Origin of the sequence: Weizmannia sp. FSL K6-3076, from assembly GCF_038007245.1 — a bacterium.
Classification (GTDB): Bacteria; Bacillota; Bacilli; order Bacillales; family Bacillaceae_C; genus Weizmannia; species Weizmannia faecalis.
On record NZ_JBBOWU010000001.1, the window covers coordinates 1017553 to 1033953 of the forward strand.

Consider the following 16401-nt stretch of genomic DNA (forward strand, 5'->3'; position numbering starts at 1 on the left):
TAAATCTTTTAAAACGGTTGCATTAAAAGTATTTGAAGAAAAATTAACGGAAATGGAAAACTTGCTCGGATAAAGAAACAGCGGCGGAATTTTTCCACCGCTCATTTTGTATGGGACACTTTTTGTAGATAAGGGAGCAGGCCCGCGGCGTTGTTTTTTAAGCCGCTTGTTACAAGTGGCGCCTGTTAAACCCTTTAAAACGGTTGCGGCGGTTTACATGCAAAAGCAGCGCGAAGATGGCCGCGAACAAAAGCGTGGACGTGAGAAAAAGAGGGAGAAGCTTCATCAGGCCGAGCAGATTCAGGCAGAATAAAGCGCAGAAACCGGCGGCAAGTGCGATAAGTTTACATTTTTTCATATCCACCAGGCTCCTTTCATCAGGTTTACACAGTCCCGGTCTTCCGTTATTTACACAGCTTCAGTGCTATTTTATGAACAGGCTGACGCGGTATGCAAAATTTAAATTTGACAGATGTGTGAACTCTTTAACAAGTACTTGCATACCGGATAGGGGGATGTTATTATATAGATGTGAAGTTGATCACAAGCAAACATACCCCTTTGTTTGACCGTGAAAAATTTCTCCCATCCCCTTTGTTCGTGTTGAAAGAGGCCTTGCAAACGCAAGGCCTCTTTCTTTTTTAGGGTTTGGCAAGGATGTTTGGAAAAAATAAATGCAAGCATTTTATGGGAAATCCAGGACGCGAAAGTCGATTCAACACATGGAGAAGACAAACGTACGCATTTTCGTAAATCAAACTCAAAATCGGATTCGCTCAGCAAGCCTAAAATATAAAAATCCCCTGCCATAGACAAGGGTCAGTTGATATATTTCCAGAATGAGCCGTGCTTTCCTTCGATTTTCCGAACCTTTTGCTGAAGAACGAGCTTTTTCAATTCTTTTTCGGCTTCATGGACCGGCAGATCGTATACCACCGCAATTTCCTTTGATGCCACAAACCCGAAATACTTCAGAAATTCCTCCAATGGGGGGAGCGGCAATGGTGAAGGCTCTTTGCCCAGCATCTCCTGAAGAACTTGTACATAAATATCATAAGAATAGAGTCCGGAAATTTTTAATCCTTCATCTTCAATATGTTCATTAAAGAAAACAAGCGACGGGCTTTCGGTTACTTCCATTTCCGACGTAATTTTCAAATCGCACTGAAAAGCCTTCGCTGCGCTTTCGGAATGGATGTCATGCAAAAATTCGTCGACATCGATGGAAGCGCCTTTTGCACAATCCACTAAAATTTGGATATCCGATATATTTCGTTTTTCAAGAAAGACGAGCTCCTGTACTTTCCGCAAAAACCGCAATCCCTGTTTCTTTCCCTGCAGTTCGGCCGCTTTTATCGCAATCGACACGATATAAGGCGACGTAATCGGGTTTTCAATCCATAAACTGCCGTCGCAGGACATGCCGGTGCGGCTCGCCGTTTTTTCCCAGTAATCCGCAATCGCTTCCCGTTTTTTCGGAATGTCGTTCAGATTGGATAATTTTCCGATCAGCACATGGCGGAGGCGGAAATAGACGCCATACTCGAGACGCAGCTTTTTTAAAACCGGTTCCAGCGCCCAGCATTCCGGGCAAAGCGGATCGATAAAAACGTAGATTTCCAGCGGCTTTTTTGAAAAACAGCTGGAATGTTTCATTAAATCAATCATGTTTTTCAATTTGCGTCACCTGGCACATCATCCGGAGTATTGACCATATGCTGTGCGGTCAGGACAAGCCTTTGAAAAAAGAAGTCGCGGAATTCGCCGTCAATCCCTGTTTCGTCCATTGCGGCACTCATGCAGGACAGCCATGCTTTGGCGCGTTTAGGCGTAACTTCATGTGGCAGGTGCCGCGCCCTGAGCATCGGATGCCCGTGCTCTTCCGTGTACAGCGGGGGACCGCCCAAAAACTGCGTTAAAAACTGCTTCTGCTTCCTGGCAACTTCCGTTAAATCATCAGGAAAAATCGGGATTAAATCCGGATGTTTGGCGACCCGCTTGTAAAACGCATCAACAAGCCGGCCAAGTTTTTCTCCCCCAATGATCTCATATGGCACAGTTTTCTTTTCCACCATAGAATAACTGCTCCTTTATCTCGTTTTTATCTTGCGTATATTTAAAATCGACGGAAAGGTTTGCTCATTAAAATTTTTGTCGACATATCTGCCATTTGTTCTTTATTTTATCAAGGGGGCCGCAATAACTCAAACAATCCGCTTTATTTGGCAAACTTTCACAGCTTCCTATGACCTGCAGCAATAGGTGTCATAATATTTATTTTGGAAAACCTGCGCGATCGGCCTGATGAAAGACAATTCATTGGGATGTAAACGTGGTAATGATATTTATCGGGGCGGGGAAGGACAAAATGTATGCGTGTGACCGGGGAAATGTCCTTCATTGCGGCGGGATGAACAAGAGGTATGCGTGTGAGGCGGCGAACTGTCCTTTTGAACCTGTCAAAAGGACAAAACAGGATGCACCCGGGCTCGAAATGTCTTTTTGAAATTGTCAAAAGGACAAAACAGGATGCACCCGGGCCCGAAATGTCTTTTTAAAGCCGCCAAAAGGACAAAAGGAGTGGCGATTGGGCTCGAAATGTCTTTTTGGGGCTGTCAAAAGGACAAAACAGGCTGCATTCGGGCTCGAAATGTCTTTTTGAGCTTGTCAAAAGGACAAAACAGGCTGCGTCTGGGTTCAAACTGTCTTTTTGAACCTGTCAAAAAGACAAAACAGGCTGCATCCGGGCTCAAACTGTCTTTTTGATGTCGCCAAAAGGACAAAAGGAGTGACGTTTGAGCCCGAAATGTCTTTTTGAGCTTGTCAAAAGGACAAAACAGGCTGGATCAGGGGTCAAACTGTCTTTTTGAAGCCGTCAAAAGGACAAAAGGAGTCGCGATTGGGCTCGAACTGTCTTTTTGGGGCTGTCAAAAGGACAAAACATGTTGCGTCCGGGGCCAAACTGTCTTTTTGAACCTGTCAAAAAGACAAAACAGGCTGCGTCCGGGTTCAAACTGTCTTTTTGATGCCGCCAAAAGGACAAAAGGAGTGGCGATTGGGCTCGAAATGTCTTTTTGGGGCTGTCAAAAGGACAAAACAGGCTGCATTCGGGCTCGAAATGTCTTTTTGAGCTTGTCAAAAGGACAAAACAGGCTGCGTCTGGGTTCAAACTGTCTTTTTGAACCTGTCAAAAAGACAAAACAGGCTGCATCCGGGCTCAAACTGAGTCAAGTCCAGGTTATTGTGTAAATTTATGGGCAAATGTTTTCAACCACCCCTTCATTTTTTCGGCTTAACTTCCATGGATTTTTTTCTTCATCTCCGGGAAGGGATGTCAAATGCCTTTCAATTTGACATCCCTTCCCGGAGATGAAATCATCCATGATGGAAGTTAAGCTGAAAATGCTGCTAACTATTCTTTCCCATAAGTGACTTCCTCTTCGAGTATTCTGTATCTTGATACTGCATTAAAACGGCACCAACCAAACGAAAAGCAGATTGGGTATTAGGAAAAATGCGAATGACCCTTTCCCTTCTACGAACCTCTTGGTTAAGCCGCTCGAGGGAATTAGTACTCCGTATGTGCATACGGATATTCTCAGGAAAGTTCATGTATTGGATAGTATCTTCAAAACCTTCATCTAAAATGGCCAGGGCTTTTTCAAATCTTGCTTCTGTACCAAATTTGTTTATTAATTCATCTTTAAACTTGCGTATGTCCTCAATCGTAACGGCCTCAAACACGCGCTTAATCATCACCCGGATTTCTGCAGTATCTTTTTTGGGCAGTTTTTCAATGATATTGCGTTTAAAATGAACATTGCACCTTTGCCAAGCAGTGCCAATGAATTCCCGTTGTATTGCTTTCTGAAGGCCCATGTGAGCATCGGAAATAACGAGTTTTGGTGATTGGAGTCCACGTGATTTAAGTTGTTTAAAAAATGAACTCCAACTCTCCAAACTTTCTGCATGGTCAACGCTTAAACCCAGTATTTCACGTGTATTCTTCTCTGTAATGGCAGTCGCAATATAAACAGCCTTTGATATGACCTTATGGTGCTCCCGTACTTTTATATACATGGCGTCCACAAACACATAAGGGTAGTAGGTTGTATTCAACGGTCTCTCGGCCCAAGCATTCACAATGGGATCCAGTTTTTGCGTAAGGGAAGAGACAAACGACTTGGATACATTCTTACCGCAAAGCTGTTCTACGACATTTGTGACCTTACGGGTAGAGACGCCATTGATGACCATCTCCAACATTGAAAGGACGAAAGCTTGGTCACATCTGGCATACTTTTCAAATAAGGTAGTTGAGAATTCGCCATTACGTGTCCGGGGAACTTTTAATGTAACATTGCCGATGCTCATCAACAGCTCGCGTTCATAGTAACCGTTCCGGTAATCCCGGCGTTCAACAGCGCGTTCATAAGGGCTCGTTTTTAAATAGTCATCCCTTTCCTTTTCCATAAACTCGTTTAACACGAGGACAACCGCTGATTTAATTACCGCGTCAAGATCGGAAGTCATGATGGCTTCTTTTAAAACATCCAAATTTAGGTTAAACTGTAAGTGAGTCATTTTATCTCCTCTTTTCATTGTTTATCGTCGTTGAAAACAGTGTTGCCAAGAGTTGATAAAATGACTCCTTCTTTTTACACAATTATACGGACTTAATCTCAAACTGTCTTTTTGATGTCGCCAAAAGGACAAAAGGAGTGACGTTTGAGCCCGAACTGCCTTTTTGAACTTGTCAAAAAGGACAAAACGCACCGTAACCGGGCCCGGAATGTCCTTTTGAAACCGTCAAAAGGACAAATTGACTTCTACCCAGGCCCGAAATGTCTTTTTGAACTTGTCAAAAGGACAGAACACGCTGCATACAGGCCCGAAACGTCCTTTTGAATCTGTAAAAGGGAAAAAACGCATGCCCGAAACCGTTGAAATGTCCTTCATCGGGGTGATGAAGGACAAAAGTGAGCCGCCAAACATTGAAATGTCTTTCATCGGGCAAATGAAGGACAAAATGCAGGCCCGAGACCGTGAAAATGTCCTTCACCGGGTTGATGAAGGACAAAACGCGAGCCCGAGACCGTGAAAATGTCTTTCACCGGGTTGATGAAGGACAAAACGCATGCCCGAGACCATGAAAATGTCCTTCATCGAGGTAATGAAGGACAAAACGCGTGCCACCACACATTAAAATGTCCTTCATTGGGTTAATGAAGGACAAAACGCATGCCACCAACCATTGAAATGTCCTTCATCGGGCAAATGAAAGACAAAACACGAGCCCCGAACCGTGAAAATGTCCTTCATTGGGTTAATGAAGGACAAAACGCATGCCACCAACCATTGAAATGTCTTTAATAGGGCAGATGAAAGACAAAACGCAGGCCCGAGACCGGGAAAATGTCCTTCACCGGGTTGATGAAGGACAAAACACGAGCTCGAAACCGTAGAAATGTCCTTCATCGAGGTAATGAAGGACAAAACGTGAGCCACCAACCATTAAAATGTCCTTCATCGGGCAAATGAAGGACAAAGCGCGGGCCACCAACCATTAAAATGTCCTTCACACGACAAATGAAAGACAAAAAAGCGGAGCCTTGACCGGGTAATGTTCTTCATCGGCTCCAGTCAGAAATTTCCCCATAAAAAAATGCCGCACAGAGCGGCGGGTTTTAATCGTTATGCCAAATGATTCATAATCGATGAGACGTATTTCTGTGTTTCTTTGAATGGCGGAATACCGCCGTATCGGTCGACATTGCCGGGGCCTGCATTATAGGCGGCCAATGCAAGCTGGACATTGTGGTCGTATTTTCCCAGCAAAGATTTCAAATACTTTGTGCCGGCGTCCACATTTTGTTCCGGGTCAAGTACATTGCTTACCCCGAGCGAGGCCGCCGTTTCTGGCATCAGCTGCATCAGCCCTGCTGCGCCTGCCGCACTCACTGCATCCGGACGATAACCGGATTCCTGTTTGATGACAGCTTGAATGAGCTTTTCTGGCACGCCGTATTTTTCCGATGCTTGCTGAATCGCCTGGCTGATTTTCGCCGGGATTCCACCACTGCCGGAAGCGGCTGTTGTCTGCGTGCTTTCTGAAGCTGAATTTTGTGCAGAAGCGGAAAAAGCCGCGCTTGTTCCTGCCTGCGCAGTAGCTGCTGTCGCTTTACCGGACAAAGTGCTTAATCCCGTAAAGGCAGGCAACGTGGTAAGCACCGGATTTTCCCCTGTTAAAGAAGACAATGAATTGAACGCCGGATTTAAAGTTGCTGCCAGGGATGATAACACCCCGGATTCGTCTTTACCGCTTGCGCCAGCAGCCGTTTCATTTTCCTTTGCTTCTTCTAAAAAGCTTGACAGCATCTCTTGAAAAAGGGAGGTACTGTTGGCCGTTTGAGCAGCATTGCTGCCGGGAGAAAGCGACTGCAGCGCCTCCAGTTCCATTAAAGACGCGAGTTGGCTGATTGTACTCATTTCTCATTGCTCCTTTTTGCCTCATAAAAGCGGAGAACCTTGTTTTTTGCCGGATGGTGCGGGATCCCGTACGTTTCCAGCAATTTTAAAAACTGCTTTGTGCCTGTTTCCAGTTCACTTACTTCATATTCTATCTCAAAATCTTCCTCGTTTAAATAAAAATTATGATCAAATACGAGCAGACCGCCTTCGTATGCGATTTCAGCCCGCTTCGTTGCAAGTTTTCCAAAATACACCAATTTACTTGGCGCCACTTCTAGTTCCATTAGTTTTTCCATGACTTCGCCTTCCGGAAAACCGCTCCCATTTTTAAGCTTTTGAAAAACCTTTTCGCCAATCATTTGGCTTGTTTCCAGCAGCCCGGTTTCCTCCGGCGTTTTTAGGGTGAGCTCGAAGCACCCTGCTTTTTTCCGGACACGCAAGGCCGATCTTTTATGTTTTAAAGCAAAATCAGGTGTATCAAAATAAAAGTTTTCCTGCTGTTTAAAATCATGTTCCGCGATGCCAAAAGCCCGGGCAAGCCGGCAGAAATCGCGGCGGGTGACCATATTTTTACATTCAATTTCAATTTCTTTGCTCATGATAAGCCCTCACTTCCATCTTCATTATACTAAAGCGAATCCCTTCCTTAAAGTGTCTATTCTCTGTGGAGATATGGTAAAATAAAATGGAATTGAAACTTTGTTTTCCGGCGGGAAGGAGAGGGAGGGAAGCAGATTGCGCAAGATCATTGAACTGGGAAAGCCTGAATGGAAAGACGGGATCCTTCAACTGCATGCTGAGCGCCCGGACGTTTCCATGCAGCACCTGAAGCCGGGAGGGCAAATGATCGTCGATTCGGATGCCTGTGCCTTTATCTATCTGGCTGAAGACGATGGCGATGAGGATTATACATATTTATATTTGCCTGTTCCGGTTTGGAAAGAGATTCGGACGGCGGCATTTGAACATAAAAAAGTGGTTGCTGTTTCAAAAGATGGGAAATTGGAGCTTACCGGGCTTGATGAGGAACTTCAATTTTTGCTCGATAATATCCGGGGCAACAGCAATTACGGAAAAAAGATGCTGGATAAGGTAGAGGCCGTTTTTGCATTGGAATGAGATCCGAAGAGGTGATCAGGCAGTGGATTGGGAGGAATTTTTAACCCCGTATAAACAGGCTGTTGATGAATTAAAAGTAAAGTTAAAGGGGATGCGCACCCAATTTGAAAAAGAGCATACCCATTGCCCGATTGAGTTTGTGACAGGGCGGGTAAAGCCGGTAGCAAGCATTATAGAAAAAGCGAACATAAAAGGCATCCCGCTTGACCGGCTGGAGGCGGAAATGCAAGATATCGCCGGGCTCAGGATGATGTGCCAGTTTGTCGATGATATTAAACTGGTCGTCGGGCTTCTCAGACGCCGGAACGATTTCCGGATTGTTGAAGAAAAAGACTATATTTCGAATAAAAAACCGAGCGGCTACCGGTCTTATCATGTCATTATTGAATATCCGGTACAAACGATCCGCGGGGAAAAGAAAATTCTTGCGGAGATCCAGATCCGGACGCTGGCGATGAATTTTTGGGCGACGATTGAACATTCTTTAAACTATAAGTATAAAGGCAGGTTTCCCGAAGAAATTAATTTGCGGCTGAAGCGGGCTGCCGAAGCCGCTTTCCGCCTTGATGAAGAAATGTCTGAGATCCGTGAAGAAATTCAGGAAGCCCAAATGTATTTTTCGAAAAACAAAGAGCGCGCGGAACGAAAAAAGCCATGAAACCGGCGGCAAAAAAAGAAGGGGAGGAGAAGCAGCTTGAAATTTGCCATCACTTCTAAAGGGGATACGGAATCCAATATATGGATGCATAAAATGCGTTCTTATTTGCAGGATTTCGGGCTTGTTTACGACGAGGCACAACCGGATATCGTGATCTCGGTCGGCGGGGACGGCACGCTTCTGTATGCTTTTCACCGCTACAGTTCCCGGCTTGACCGGACGGCTTTTGTCGGGGTGCATACCGGCCATCTCGGCTTTTATGCTGACTGGGTGCCGGATGAGATTGAGGAGCTGGTCGATGCCATCGCCCATAAAACTTACACGACGGTGGACTACCCGCTTCTTGAAGTGATGATTGCGTATGAGCACGGCGGCCACGAAACGCGTTACCTTGCGTTAAATGAGTCAACAGTCAAATGCGTGGACGGCACATTTGTCATCGATGTGGAGATCAATGGCCGGCATTTTGAGCGTTTCCGCGGTGACGGATTATGCCTTGCCACACCAAGCGGCAGTACGGCTTATAACAAGGCGCTCGGCGGGGCCATTGTCCACCCTTCCCTGCAGTCGATCCAGCTCACCGAGATGGCATCCATTAACAATAAAGTGTTCCGGACAATCGGCTCGCCGCTTATTTTGCCGGGGCACCATACTTGTGTATTGCGCCCGGTCCGGCAAAAAGATTTTTTGGTAACCGTTGATCATTTAACACTGCTCCATAAGGAAGTCCGGTCCATCCAGTACCGCGTGGCAAAAGAAAAAATCCGGTTTGCCCGCTTCAGGCCGTTTCCTTTCTGGAAGAGGGTGCATGATTCTTTTATTTCGGATTAGGTGAAAACATGTTGACATTATCGTGGACAATTACAGAAGATGAGGCACATCAGGAATTGAAAGAGTTTTTAAAAACGCGCCATATCTCGAAACGGGCGCTTGCGGATATTAAATTCCGCGGCGGGCTGATCCTTGTGAACGGCCGCGAAGTAACGGTTCGCTATCGCTTGCAGCCGGGCGATGCGGCCGCCATTGTTTTTCCAAAAGAAACCCCGAGCCACAATCTTACGCCCGAAAACATTCCGTTCGGCCTTGTCTATGAAGATGAAAGCGTGCTTGTTGCCGATAAGCCGGCGTTTATGAATACAATCCCTTCCCGCGAGCACCCGTCCGCAAGCCTTGCCAATGCGGTGCTCGGCCATTACCGGAAAAACGGGATAGAATCCGCGGTCCATGTTGTGACCCGGCTTGACCGAAACACATCCGGGCTTGTCCTGATCGCAAAAAATCGTTATATCCACCATTTATGCAGCCTGATGCAGCAAAAGCATGTAATTTGCCGGACGTACGAAGCGCTCGCGGAAGGGACTTTTACTGAAAAAAGCGGCACAATTGAAGCCCCGATCGGGAGAAAAGAGACGAGCATTATAGAACGCGAAGTCCGGGACGATGGCCAGTTTGCGCGCACCCATTATGAAGTGGTCCGGCAATTTCCGGCATATGCACATGTGCGTCTCCGGCTTGACACCGGCAGGACGCACCAGATCCGTGTCCATCTTTCCTATATCGGCCACCCGCTTCTCGGCGACAGCCTGTACGGTGGCAACACGAGCCGCTTCACCCGGCAGGCGCTCCATTGCAGTGAGCTTTCATTTCAGCACCCGGTTTCAGGGAAAGAAATGCATTTCCTTTCTAAACCGCCCTTTTTGGATCTTCTTTGATGTTGATTCGGATTTCCCTGCTTCTGATGCCAGCGTTTAGTTTACGGCATGGGCGCTTATCCTTAATTTTGCTGTTGCATGTTCTTTTCTCCCCGGGACTTTATGATTGCTACAGGATGTCCTGAAAAAGCTCAACGCTCTAAAAAAACATGAAGATGGTTATTCCATTATTGCCATGTGGAACGGGAAACGTCAAAATAATTTTATTAAAGCTTAGTTTTTCTACTCTTTTTTAACTATTCCAATTTGTATAAAGAAAAATAAATGCCGATAAAGGAATAATGATTAACGAAGAATAATATAAAAAAGCCTCTAAAAGAGAAAGTTTCCTTTCTCTTTTAGTTCTTTTTAAATGTCGAGAATAGCCTGCCGCATATACTAGGGTAAGTAGTTGAGTTAGAAAAAGTAAATGATTTAATGTCACGATTGTTTATTCTCCTTTTAGCTGACTGGTTCGGCACCACCTATGCGGATACTGGGTTAACAAATAAACCGGTGGCAACAAGCTTTCCAGCAGCAAGCCAATTCCCCTTTTCGACTTCTCGCGCAACTTCCTGTGCCATTGATTTGCTAATGTGAATCGCATCTTGTAAGGCGTTTTCCTGTGGTTGACCACCTTTTGATTCGTAAAATCTAAAAAATTTTTAGTAACTTTAAATGAAGAGTTTTCAAGTTCTTACTGGTTAATTGTATATTCTCCCGCTTTATTTTTTATCATAACATGTTCTAATATAGGGCTTACTGAATCAGTAAAATTTCTAGATTTGGCAAGGCTGCTGACAGCTTTGACAACCATTTTAATGCAAGAGTTTTACAACAAATCTAGAGAATGATTGCCCTCGAAAGCCGATTCAACGTATGGAGAAGATCAAATCACCCCTTTTCGCAAAAGGATTCTTCTATATTTTTAAGACAGAACTTGCAGACAAATTGGGTATAAACTCAGAATCGGATCCGTTCAGCAAGCCCTAATATAATTCATGGTGTCTTGAGTCTGTTATAATTGTTCTTTAGAAAGATTGTTATAGAACTCATTCCATGAAGTAGACAAGTTAAAACATACTTCTATGGATTTTTTTCTTCCTCTCTGGGAAGGGATGCCAAATGCTTCTCAATTCAGGCGAACGTCCTGAACTTTTCTTCCACATATGGCATTGAAGAGGGGACGGAGACGGTTTCAATTTCCGGATACCGGAGTGCTGTCAGTTTGCCGCCGAATACGCAGCCGGTATCAATATTGACCGTGTGGCCGATCAATCGCGGTTCTTTCACCGGCGTATGCCCGTATACAATCCAGCCTTCCCCCTCATCATTTTTCGCCCAGTCGCGGCGCACCGGTGTCCCGTCCGGATTGGTTTCCCCGTTAATATCACCGTAAAGGATAAAAGTCTGCACCGATTTATTCATCTTCCCAATATCTTTGCGCCGGATGCCGGCATGGGCGATGACTAGCTTGCCGCCGTCTAGAACAAGATAAAGCGGGGATTTCTCATACAGTTCCATAAATTGTTTGCTGTGCCGTTCCCGTTCTTTTACGGGGAGCGCCTCCAGTTCCGCCACCGTTGTTTCAAGGCCGTGCTTCTGCTGGACATTTCTCCCTAAAAAATATCGGTACAGCTTGTTGCAGTGGTTTCCGGGGACATACAGGCCAAGCTTCTTTTTCCACAATCGATAGACAGTATCGGCCACTTCCAAAGATGCCGGCCCGCGGTCTGTCAGATCACCGACAAAACCAAGCAGCCGGCCACCTGGATGAACGGGCATACCGTTTTCCCATTGATACCCCAGTTTTTCCGTAAGCTTCCTGAATTCCGCCATGCAGCCATGTATATCCCCAATGATATCGATTTTCATTGAACTCGCTCCTTCCAACTCTATTTTATGTTGTCCGGCGCGCCTAAACAAATGCCGGGTAGTTGAAAAAAGGTTGGTATTCCCCGGGGTCCCGGTACGATTATCCTGCAACAAATAAAACACAGGTGCTTTTCAAACCCGGAAAGTTCATGTAGAATTGGTATCAGGTACTAAAAATCGTATATAAATTGTAAATAAAGGAGTTAACACGATGCAGTTATCTTTGGAAAATAAAACATTTGTTGTGATGGGTGTTGCAAATAAGCGCAGTATTGCCTGGGGAATTGCCCAATCGCTTGATGCAGCAGGCGCAAGGATTATTTTTACCTATGCGCTCGACCGGAATGAAAAAAGCATCCACGAACTTGCTGAAACGCTGAATCGAAAGGACTATCTGATCCTTCAATGCGACGTGGAAAGCGACGAGCAGATTCAGTCATGCTTTCAAACGATCAAAAAGGAAGCTGGCACGATCGACGGTATTGCCCACTGTGTTGCGTTTGCCCGCAGAGAAGAATTAAAAGGCGACTACACAAACGTGACGCGTGAAGGGTTTTTACTGGCCCATAATATCAGTTCCTATTCGCTATCGGCCGTTGCCAAAGCGGTGAAAGAGCTGGAACTCATGCCTAACGGGGGCAGCATTGTTACCCTGACCTACCTCGGCGGCGAACGCGTCATGGAAAATTACAATGTAATGGGCGTTGCGAAAGCTTCCCTCGATGCAAGCGTCCGCTATTTGGCCTATGACCTAGGAAAGCTCAATATCCGCGTCAACTCGATCTCGGCCGGCCCGATTCGCACCTTGTCGGCAAAAGGTGTCAGCGACTTCAACAGCATTTTGAAAGTGATGGAAGAAAGGGCGCCGCTTCACCGTGGTGTGGATACACGCGAAGTCGGCGATACCGCGTTGTTTCTTTTTAGTGACCTGTCGCGCGCTGTTACAGGCGAAAACATTCATGTGGATGCCGGCTATCATATTATGGGCTAACCGGACAATTCCGGACGGTTCGAAAACTGGTCCTTCCGAATGCCGGCTATCATAAAATGCAACGGCTTGTCCAAAAGCGCAAATGAAAAAAGCCAGGAAGTGAAACCTTCCTGGCTTTTTTGGCATGGCATCAGTCTCTGTAATTTTTTTTATGGCCTTTTTTGTTGTCATAATGATAATGGTCGTTATCTTCAATTTCTGCAGCAGAGAATGTGTAGCTGACAACATTTTGAGGCGTCAGTGTAATGGTTCCAAGCAGGGTAGGTGCAACCCCCGGAATCGTTGTATCTGGAGCGAAATTACCGAGTTCAATGGTTAAGAAGTATTCGTTTTTCCCTTTGGACGGATCGGTATCTACGGCGTGAACCGTCGTTGTCACGTTTTCAAAGAGCACTGTAACGAGTCCGCCGGCTGTAAGAATGCCAATGCCGGAAATTCCGCTTTCATCCCGTTTTTGGGAAATGAGTGTCGTACCGGAAGAATTTCTTCTCCAGATTCGGAAGACTGCCGGAATGGTTAACGGAATGACGATCCCTGGTCCTGCTCCTGTAATTGCCCCAATTAAGGCTGCAAGTGTTACACCGAGTGGCAGGTCTGCTGGCGACCATTCGACAGTTGCGAGCAATGAAACACGGTCATCATAATCATCCACTTTTACATCTACTTCAGCAATAGCGTTTGCCATGTTAAAGACGCCTGTCACGGATACAGGTACGGACGGCGATTGATCTACATCGAATTCCGACAGAAGCCCCCGTTCTTCCTCGTCTTGCCGTTTGTGGTGGCGATGATCATCATAGCAGCTGTCGTTTGAGTCGTAATAAGACATTTAAATGCCTCCCTTCGTTTTGTTACTATATTCTACTCATTCGCATATTTTTGGAATAGACGGATGGTAGCGTATAAAAGCACATTTTTCCCTGCTTTATCCATTTGTGCCAATATGCTGTGGAAACCGCGGTTCCGTTCCTTGTCCCCAAAACATACGATAAGGCAGAAATAGCAAATGATTGGGAGATTCAAGCTCTAGGCACATTTCTTATTTTCGTGCATAGGTATAAAGCGAGCCAGAAATCAGGAGGAGGGATTTTGGAAACATGGAGGAGAGCCAGTACAGCAGCCAAAAACCGCTTCTTTATATTATCCAGCCGAAAAATGTTCCGCTCGCGATCAAGATGCAGAAAGTGTACAGAAATGTGGTGAGCGAAAAAACTGAACATGCCGGCCATGGAACGATCGCGGAACCAATGCCTGCCAGCGGCGATACAGGGCATGCCGAAGAAAAAAACAATGCAGCCGCACGCGAGAAAAAAACAGAACCGGAACAGCCCAAACCGAATAAAGCGGTAGAACAGGAAAAAACAGAAGAAGCTGCAGAACGCGGGGGAGCCGTAAACGTTTCATTCAAGACAAAAACGGCAGATCCTGCGGAACATGAGGAATCGGCAAATGCCATGGGGCAGCAACATGTTGCGGAACCCGCCGGAGCGGTGGAAGCGGAGACGGATTTGGAAACGGACGGCGCTGACAAAGCCGACACCTGGCCGGAACAAGAAACCGTCCAACCACCATCGAGAAAACGGTTCAAAGAAATGACAGTCCATGAAAAAATTGACTATTTAATTCATAAGCCAGGTTTTCTACCGGAAATCCCCGTCATGATTCAAACGAACAGCATCGCCTATCGTGCCGTGATCCTTGAACGGATGGAAGACCAATTGTCCGTCATGCCTTTTTCCTCAATGGAGACGGCCTGGATCAATCTGGACGAGATCACGGACATTAAATTACTGGTTCAGTAAAGCCACGGAAAAAAAGTCGATAAGCGGCAACTTATCGACTTTCATACATTACAAATTGACAAAAGTGTCTTCGAGGCATTGAATGGCAATGAAATCGGTTAAATCAAGCGTGATGCATGTATCGGTTGCTTCGAAGTGGACCCTAGAATGGCCGTCATGATGTTCGCAGACGCATTTTAAAACCCGTACAACAGCACAGCACCCTTCCACATTTTCGACTCTTAAAAATTTCGATTTTTCGCAGAAGTCGTCGCAGCTGTCAAAGTGGTGATTTTTGTAAAATGGTTCAAAAGCACAACCGTCTTTTGTATATAGAATGAATGGACGTGTGTTGACATGTGAATGTTTTTCCCTGTTGGCACCGAGCACGGGATTCAAGCAGTTGGTCGGGCAGCTGCTGTCTTCTACCGCAGCATCCTGCAAATCGTTGATGAAATGTACGACATCACAAACGCAAGTACGGGAATATTCATGGGATTTACTGCTCATTCATTTTTCAACTCCTTCAATGGTTTAGTTTCAGTACACTATAGAATATTGTCTCGGTGCTTTTTTTGTTACGAATGTCCCCGCGTTTTTGCAAAAATAGGCAAACAACTTGCATAGGGAATTTTGTACCCGGGGAAGGAGGCAGGAAATGGTTTCCTATTGGCTTGATTTCGTTCTGCTTGCACTGGCCAGTTTCAGACTGACGCGCTTGTTGGTTTATGATAAAATTACGGCCTTTTTACGAAAACCTTTTCATAAAGAAATAACCGAAATGGCGCCTGATGGAACAATCGAGGAATATATTGAAATCAAAGGAACAGGGATCAGAAAGTGGATTGGCGAATTATTAAGTTGCCACTGGTGCACCGGTGTCTGGTCCGCGGCCATCCTGTACGGGAGTTGGATGCTTTTTCCGCAAATCGGGTCGCCTATTGTCATGATCCTTGCAATTGCCGGCCTGGCGAGTATCCTCGAAACCGTTCTTTTGCGGATCATGGACGAATGAAGTGAACAACCGTGAAAATGCTGCATACGATAAAAAAGGAAGCGCGAATCCTGAGGAAAGGATGGTAAGATTATGGGCAAACCACGCATCAAAATTCCGGTCACCCCTTCATCCGTCCCGGCGTATACAAACAATCAGAAAAAAGTCAAAAAAGGCGGATGCGGCTGCGGCGGCAAAAAAACGCGATAAAACAAAAGCGGAAGGCAGGATTGCACTTCCGCTTTTGTTTTCCCTTTTTTCCAGGATGCGGCAAGAATTTCTAATTATAAAATCTGCGCTTGCGCGAAAAATAGAGAGGTAAAAGTTGAAAGCGCAGAGGGATGAGTATGAAAAAAATCATGTATGTTTTAGCTTCAGTATGTTTGCTCACCGGCTGCGGTTTTAACGGGCCGGAACACAAGGACAGCAAAATGGCCCTTGTGAAAAAAACACAACCGTCGCCGGTGAGACTCACGAACACCGGGAATAAGGCCGTTCCAGGACAATTGAAAAAAGATGTCCTTGGCTTTGACAGCATTTACGATGTGGCCATCATTGAAGGGCCAAAAGAAACATTGGTTGCCTACAAAGTCAGGCATCTGCACCGTTTTAAAATGAAGAAAATCGAAAAACAGCTCAACGCCTTTTTAAAGAAACGCTACCCCGGACGCAAATTTATTACTTCCAGCGACTATAAAATTTTCCTGGAAACCGTCCGCCTCAAGGAAGATATGGACGAGCACAAAATTTCAGCCGGCAAGGCAAAAAAACGTTTCAAAGACATCATCAAGCTGAAACAGGAATTAACATAGGAAAAGGGC

At 45.6% G+C, this 16401-nt stretch carries 17 protein-coding genes; 8 read left to right on the forward strand and 9 right to left on the reverse strand.

Going from position 1 to position 16401, the window contains the following annotated elements:
* Positions 1 to 169 precede the first annotated feature (169 nt).
* From NSS95_RS04535 to NSS95_RS04560, 6 genes are all read right to left on the reverse strand, one after another.
* Positions 170 to 358, reverse strand: coding sequence for a hypothetical protein (locus NSS95_RS04535; RefSeq protein ID WP_014095724.1), 189 nt, complete (start codon positions 356 to 358; stop codon positions 170 to 172).
* A 461-nt stretch (positions 359 to 819) separates the two neighbouring features.
* Positions 820 to 1677: a ClpXP adapter SpxH family protein gene (locus NSS95_RS04540; RefSeq protein ID WP_014095723.1), complete on the reverse strand. Its 858-nt coding sequence runs from the start codon at positions 1675 to 1677 to the stop codon at positions 820 to 822.
* Positions 1674 to 2075 (reverse strand): globin domain-containing protein, encoded by a 402-nt coding sequence (locus tag NSS95_RS04545; RefSeq protein WP_014095722.1) that lies wholly within the window; start codon positions 2073 to 2075, stop codon positions 1674 to 1676. The genes NSS95_RS04540 and NSS95_RS04545 overlap by 4 nt, the downstream gene beginning before the upstream one ends.
* A 1333-nt stretch (positions 2076 to 3408) precedes the next feature.
* The gene (locus tag NSS95_RS04550; RefSeq protein ID WP_017551449.1) at positions 3409 to 4584 is read right to left on the reverse strand and encodes an IS256 family transposase; all 1176 of its coding nucleotides are present in this window, start codon (positions 4582 to 4584) and stop codon (positions 3409 to 3411) included.
* Between the two features lie 1110 nt (positions 4585 to 5694).
* A complete protein-coding gene (locus NSS95_RS04555; protein ID WP_340713812.1) occupies positions 5695 to 6489 on the reverse strand; it encodes a lytic transglycosylase domain-containing protein in 795 nt (264 codons plus the stop codon).
* The gene (locus NSS95_RS04560; protein ID WP_328228338.1) at positions 6486 to 7070 is read right to left on the reverse strand and encodes a CYTH domain-containing protein; all 585 of its coding nucleotides are present in this window, start codon (positions 7068 to 7070) and stop codon (positions 6486 to 6488) included. Before NSS95_RS04560 ends, NSS95_RS04555 begins: the two co-directional genes overlap by 4 nt.
* 136 nt (positions 7071 to 7206) lie before the next feature.
* Between NSS95_RS04560 and NSS95_RS04565 the strand changes: the two genes are divergently transcribed.
* Genes NSS95_RS04565 through NSS95_RS04580 form a run of 4 tightly spaced genes read left to right on the forward strand, consistent with a single transcriptional unit; the run spans position 7207 to position 9960 of the window.
* On the forward strand, positions 7207 to 7590 hold the full coding sequence (locus tag NSS95_RS04565; protein ID WP_328228337.1) for a UPF0738 family protein: 384 nt from the start codon (positions 7207 to 7209) through the stop codon (positions 7588 to 7590).
* 22 nt (positions 7591 to 7612) lie between these two features.
* On the forward strand, positions 7613 to 8248 hold the full coding sequence (locus tag NSS95_RS04570) for a GTP pyrophosphokinase (protein WP_172653432.1): 636 nt from the start codon (positions 7613 to 7615) through the stop codon (positions 8246 to 8248).
* Positions 8249 to 8284: 36 nt separating this feature from the next.
* Positions 8285 to 9079, forward strand: coding sequence for an NAD kinase (locus NSS95_RS04575; RefSeq protein ID WP_017551790.1), 795 nt, complete (start codon positions 8285 to 8287; stop codon positions 9077 to 9079).
* Positions 9080 to 9087: 8 nt separating this feature from the next.
* Positions 9088 to 9960, forward strand: a complete 873-nt coding sequence (locus NSS95_RS04580; RefSeq protein ID WP_340713813.1) for an RluA family pseudouridine synthase — start codon at positions 9088 to 9090, stop codon at positions 9958 to 9960.
* A gap of 1116 nt (positions 9961 to 11076) precedes the next feature.
* Here NSS95_RS04580 and prpE read toward each other — a convergent pair.
* Positions 11077 to 11814 (reverse strand): bis(5'-nucleosyl)-tetraphosphatase PrpE, encoded by a 738-nt coding sequence (gene prpE, locus NSS95_RS04585; RefSeq protein ID WP_035182034.1) that lies wholly within the window; start codon positions 11812 to 11814, stop codon positions 11077 to 11079.
* 211 nt (positions 11815 to 12025) lie between these two features.
* Here prpE and fabI point away from each other — a divergent pair, with 211 nt between their 5' ends.
* Positions 12026 to 12805, forward strand: a complete 780-nt coding sequence (gene fabI, locus NSS95_RS04590; protein WP_035182031.1) for an enoyl-ACP reductase FabI — start codon at positions 12026 to 12028, stop codon at positions 12803 to 12805.
* 130 nt (positions 12806 to 12935) lie between these two features.
* Here the strand turns inward: fabI and NSS95_RS04595 are convergent, their stop codons facing one another.
* Positions 12936 to 13634: a hypothetical protein gene (locus NSS95_RS04595; RefSeq protein ID WP_035182029.1), complete on the reverse strand. Its 699-nt coding sequence runs from the start codon at positions 13632 to 13634 to the stop codon at positions 12936 to 12938.
* Positions 13635 to 13902: 268 nt separating this feature from the next.
* Here NSS95_RS04595 and NSS95_RS04600 point away from each other — a divergent pair, with 268 nt between their 5' ends.
* Positions 13903 to 14607 carry a spore coat CotO family protein gene (locus NSS95_RS04600; RefSeq protein ID WP_035182027.1) on the forward strand — a complete coding sequence of 235 codons (705 nt, stop codon included), beginning with the start codon at positions 13903 to 13905 and terminating at the stop codon, positions 14605 to 14607.
* A gap of 48 nt (positions 14608 to 14655) precedes the next feature.
* Here the strand turns inward: NSS95_RS04600 and NSS95_RS04605 are convergent, their stop codons facing one another.
* Positions 14656 to 15096, reverse strand: coding sequence for a CotY/CotZ family spore coat protein (locus NSS95_RS04605; RefSeq protein ID WP_014095709.1), 441 nt, complete (start codon positions 15094 to 15096; stop codon positions 14656 to 14658).
* Positions 15097 to 15244: 148 nt separating this feature from the next.
* Between NSS95_RS04605 and NSS95_RS04610 the strand changes: the two genes are divergently transcribed.
* Together NSS95_RS04610 and NSS95_RS04615 are read left to right on the forward strand one after the other, a co-directional pair.
* Complete coding sequence (locus NSS95_RS04610) at positions 15245 to 15601, forward strand: DUF1360 domain-containing protein (protein ID WP_014095708.1); 357 nt, start codon at positions 15245 to 15247, stop codon at positions 15599 to 15601.
* Between the two features lie 326 nt (positions 15602 to 15927).
* Positions 15928 to 16392 carry a sporulation protein gene (locus NSS95_RS04615; RefSeq protein WP_026684062.1) on the forward strand — a complete coding sequence of 155 codons (465 nt, stop codon included), beginning with the start codon at positions 15928 to 15930 and terminating at the stop codon, positions 16390 to 16392.
* Positions 16393 to 16401: the final 9 nt, after the last annotated feature.

Coding starts and splice junctions, on each gene's coding strand:
- NSS95_RS04535 (WP_014095724.1), bottom strand. CDS start 358: ATGAAAAAATGTAAACTTATCGCACTTGCCGCCGGTTTCTGCGCTTTA.
- NSS95_RS04545 (WP_014095722.1), bottom strand. CDS start 2,075: ATGGTGGAAAAGAAAACTGTGCCATATGAGATCATTGGGGGAGAAAAA.
- NSS95_RS04550 (WP_017551449.1), bottom strand. CDS start 4,584: ATGACTCACTTACAGTTTAACCTAAATTTGGATGTTTTAAAAGAAGCC.
- NSS95_RS04555 (WP_340713812.1), bottom strand. CDS start 6,489: ATGAGTACAATCAGCCAACTCGCGTCTTTAATGGAACTGGAGGCGCTG.
- NSS95_RS04560 (WP_328228338.1), bottom strand. CDS start 7,070: ATGAGCAAAGAAATTGAAATTGAATGTAAAAATATGGTCACCCGCCGC.
- NSS95_RS04580 (WP_340713813.1), top strand. CDS start 9,088: ATGTTGACATTATCGTGGACAATTACAGAAGATGAGGCACATCAGGAA.
- prpE (WP_035182034.1), bottom strand. CDS start 11,814: ATGAAAATCGATATCATTGGGGATATACATGGCTGCATGGCGGAATTC.
- fabI (WP_035182031.1), top strand. CDS start 12,026: ATGCAGTTATCTTTGGAAAATAAAACATTTGTTGTGATGGGTGTTGCA.
- NSS95_RS04595 (WP_035182029.1), bottom strand. CDS start 13,634: ATGTCTTATTACGACTCAAACGACAGCTGCTATGATGATCATCGCCAC.
- NSS95_RS04600 (WP_035182027.1), top strand. CDS start 13,903: ATGGAGGAGAGCCAGTACAGCAGCCAAAAACCGCTTCTTTATATTATC.
- NSS95_RS04605 (WP_014095709.1), bottom strand. CDS start 15,096: ATGAGCAGTAAATCCCATGAATATTCCCGTACTTGCGTTTGTGATGTC.
- NSS95_RS04610 (WP_014095708.1), top strand. CDS start 15,245: ATGGTTTCCTATTGGCTTGATTTCGTTCTGCTTGCACTGGCCAGTTTC.
- NSS95_RS04615 (WP_026684062.1), top strand. CDS start 15,928: ATGAAAAAAATCATGTATGTTTTAGCTTCAGTATGTTTGCTCACCGGC.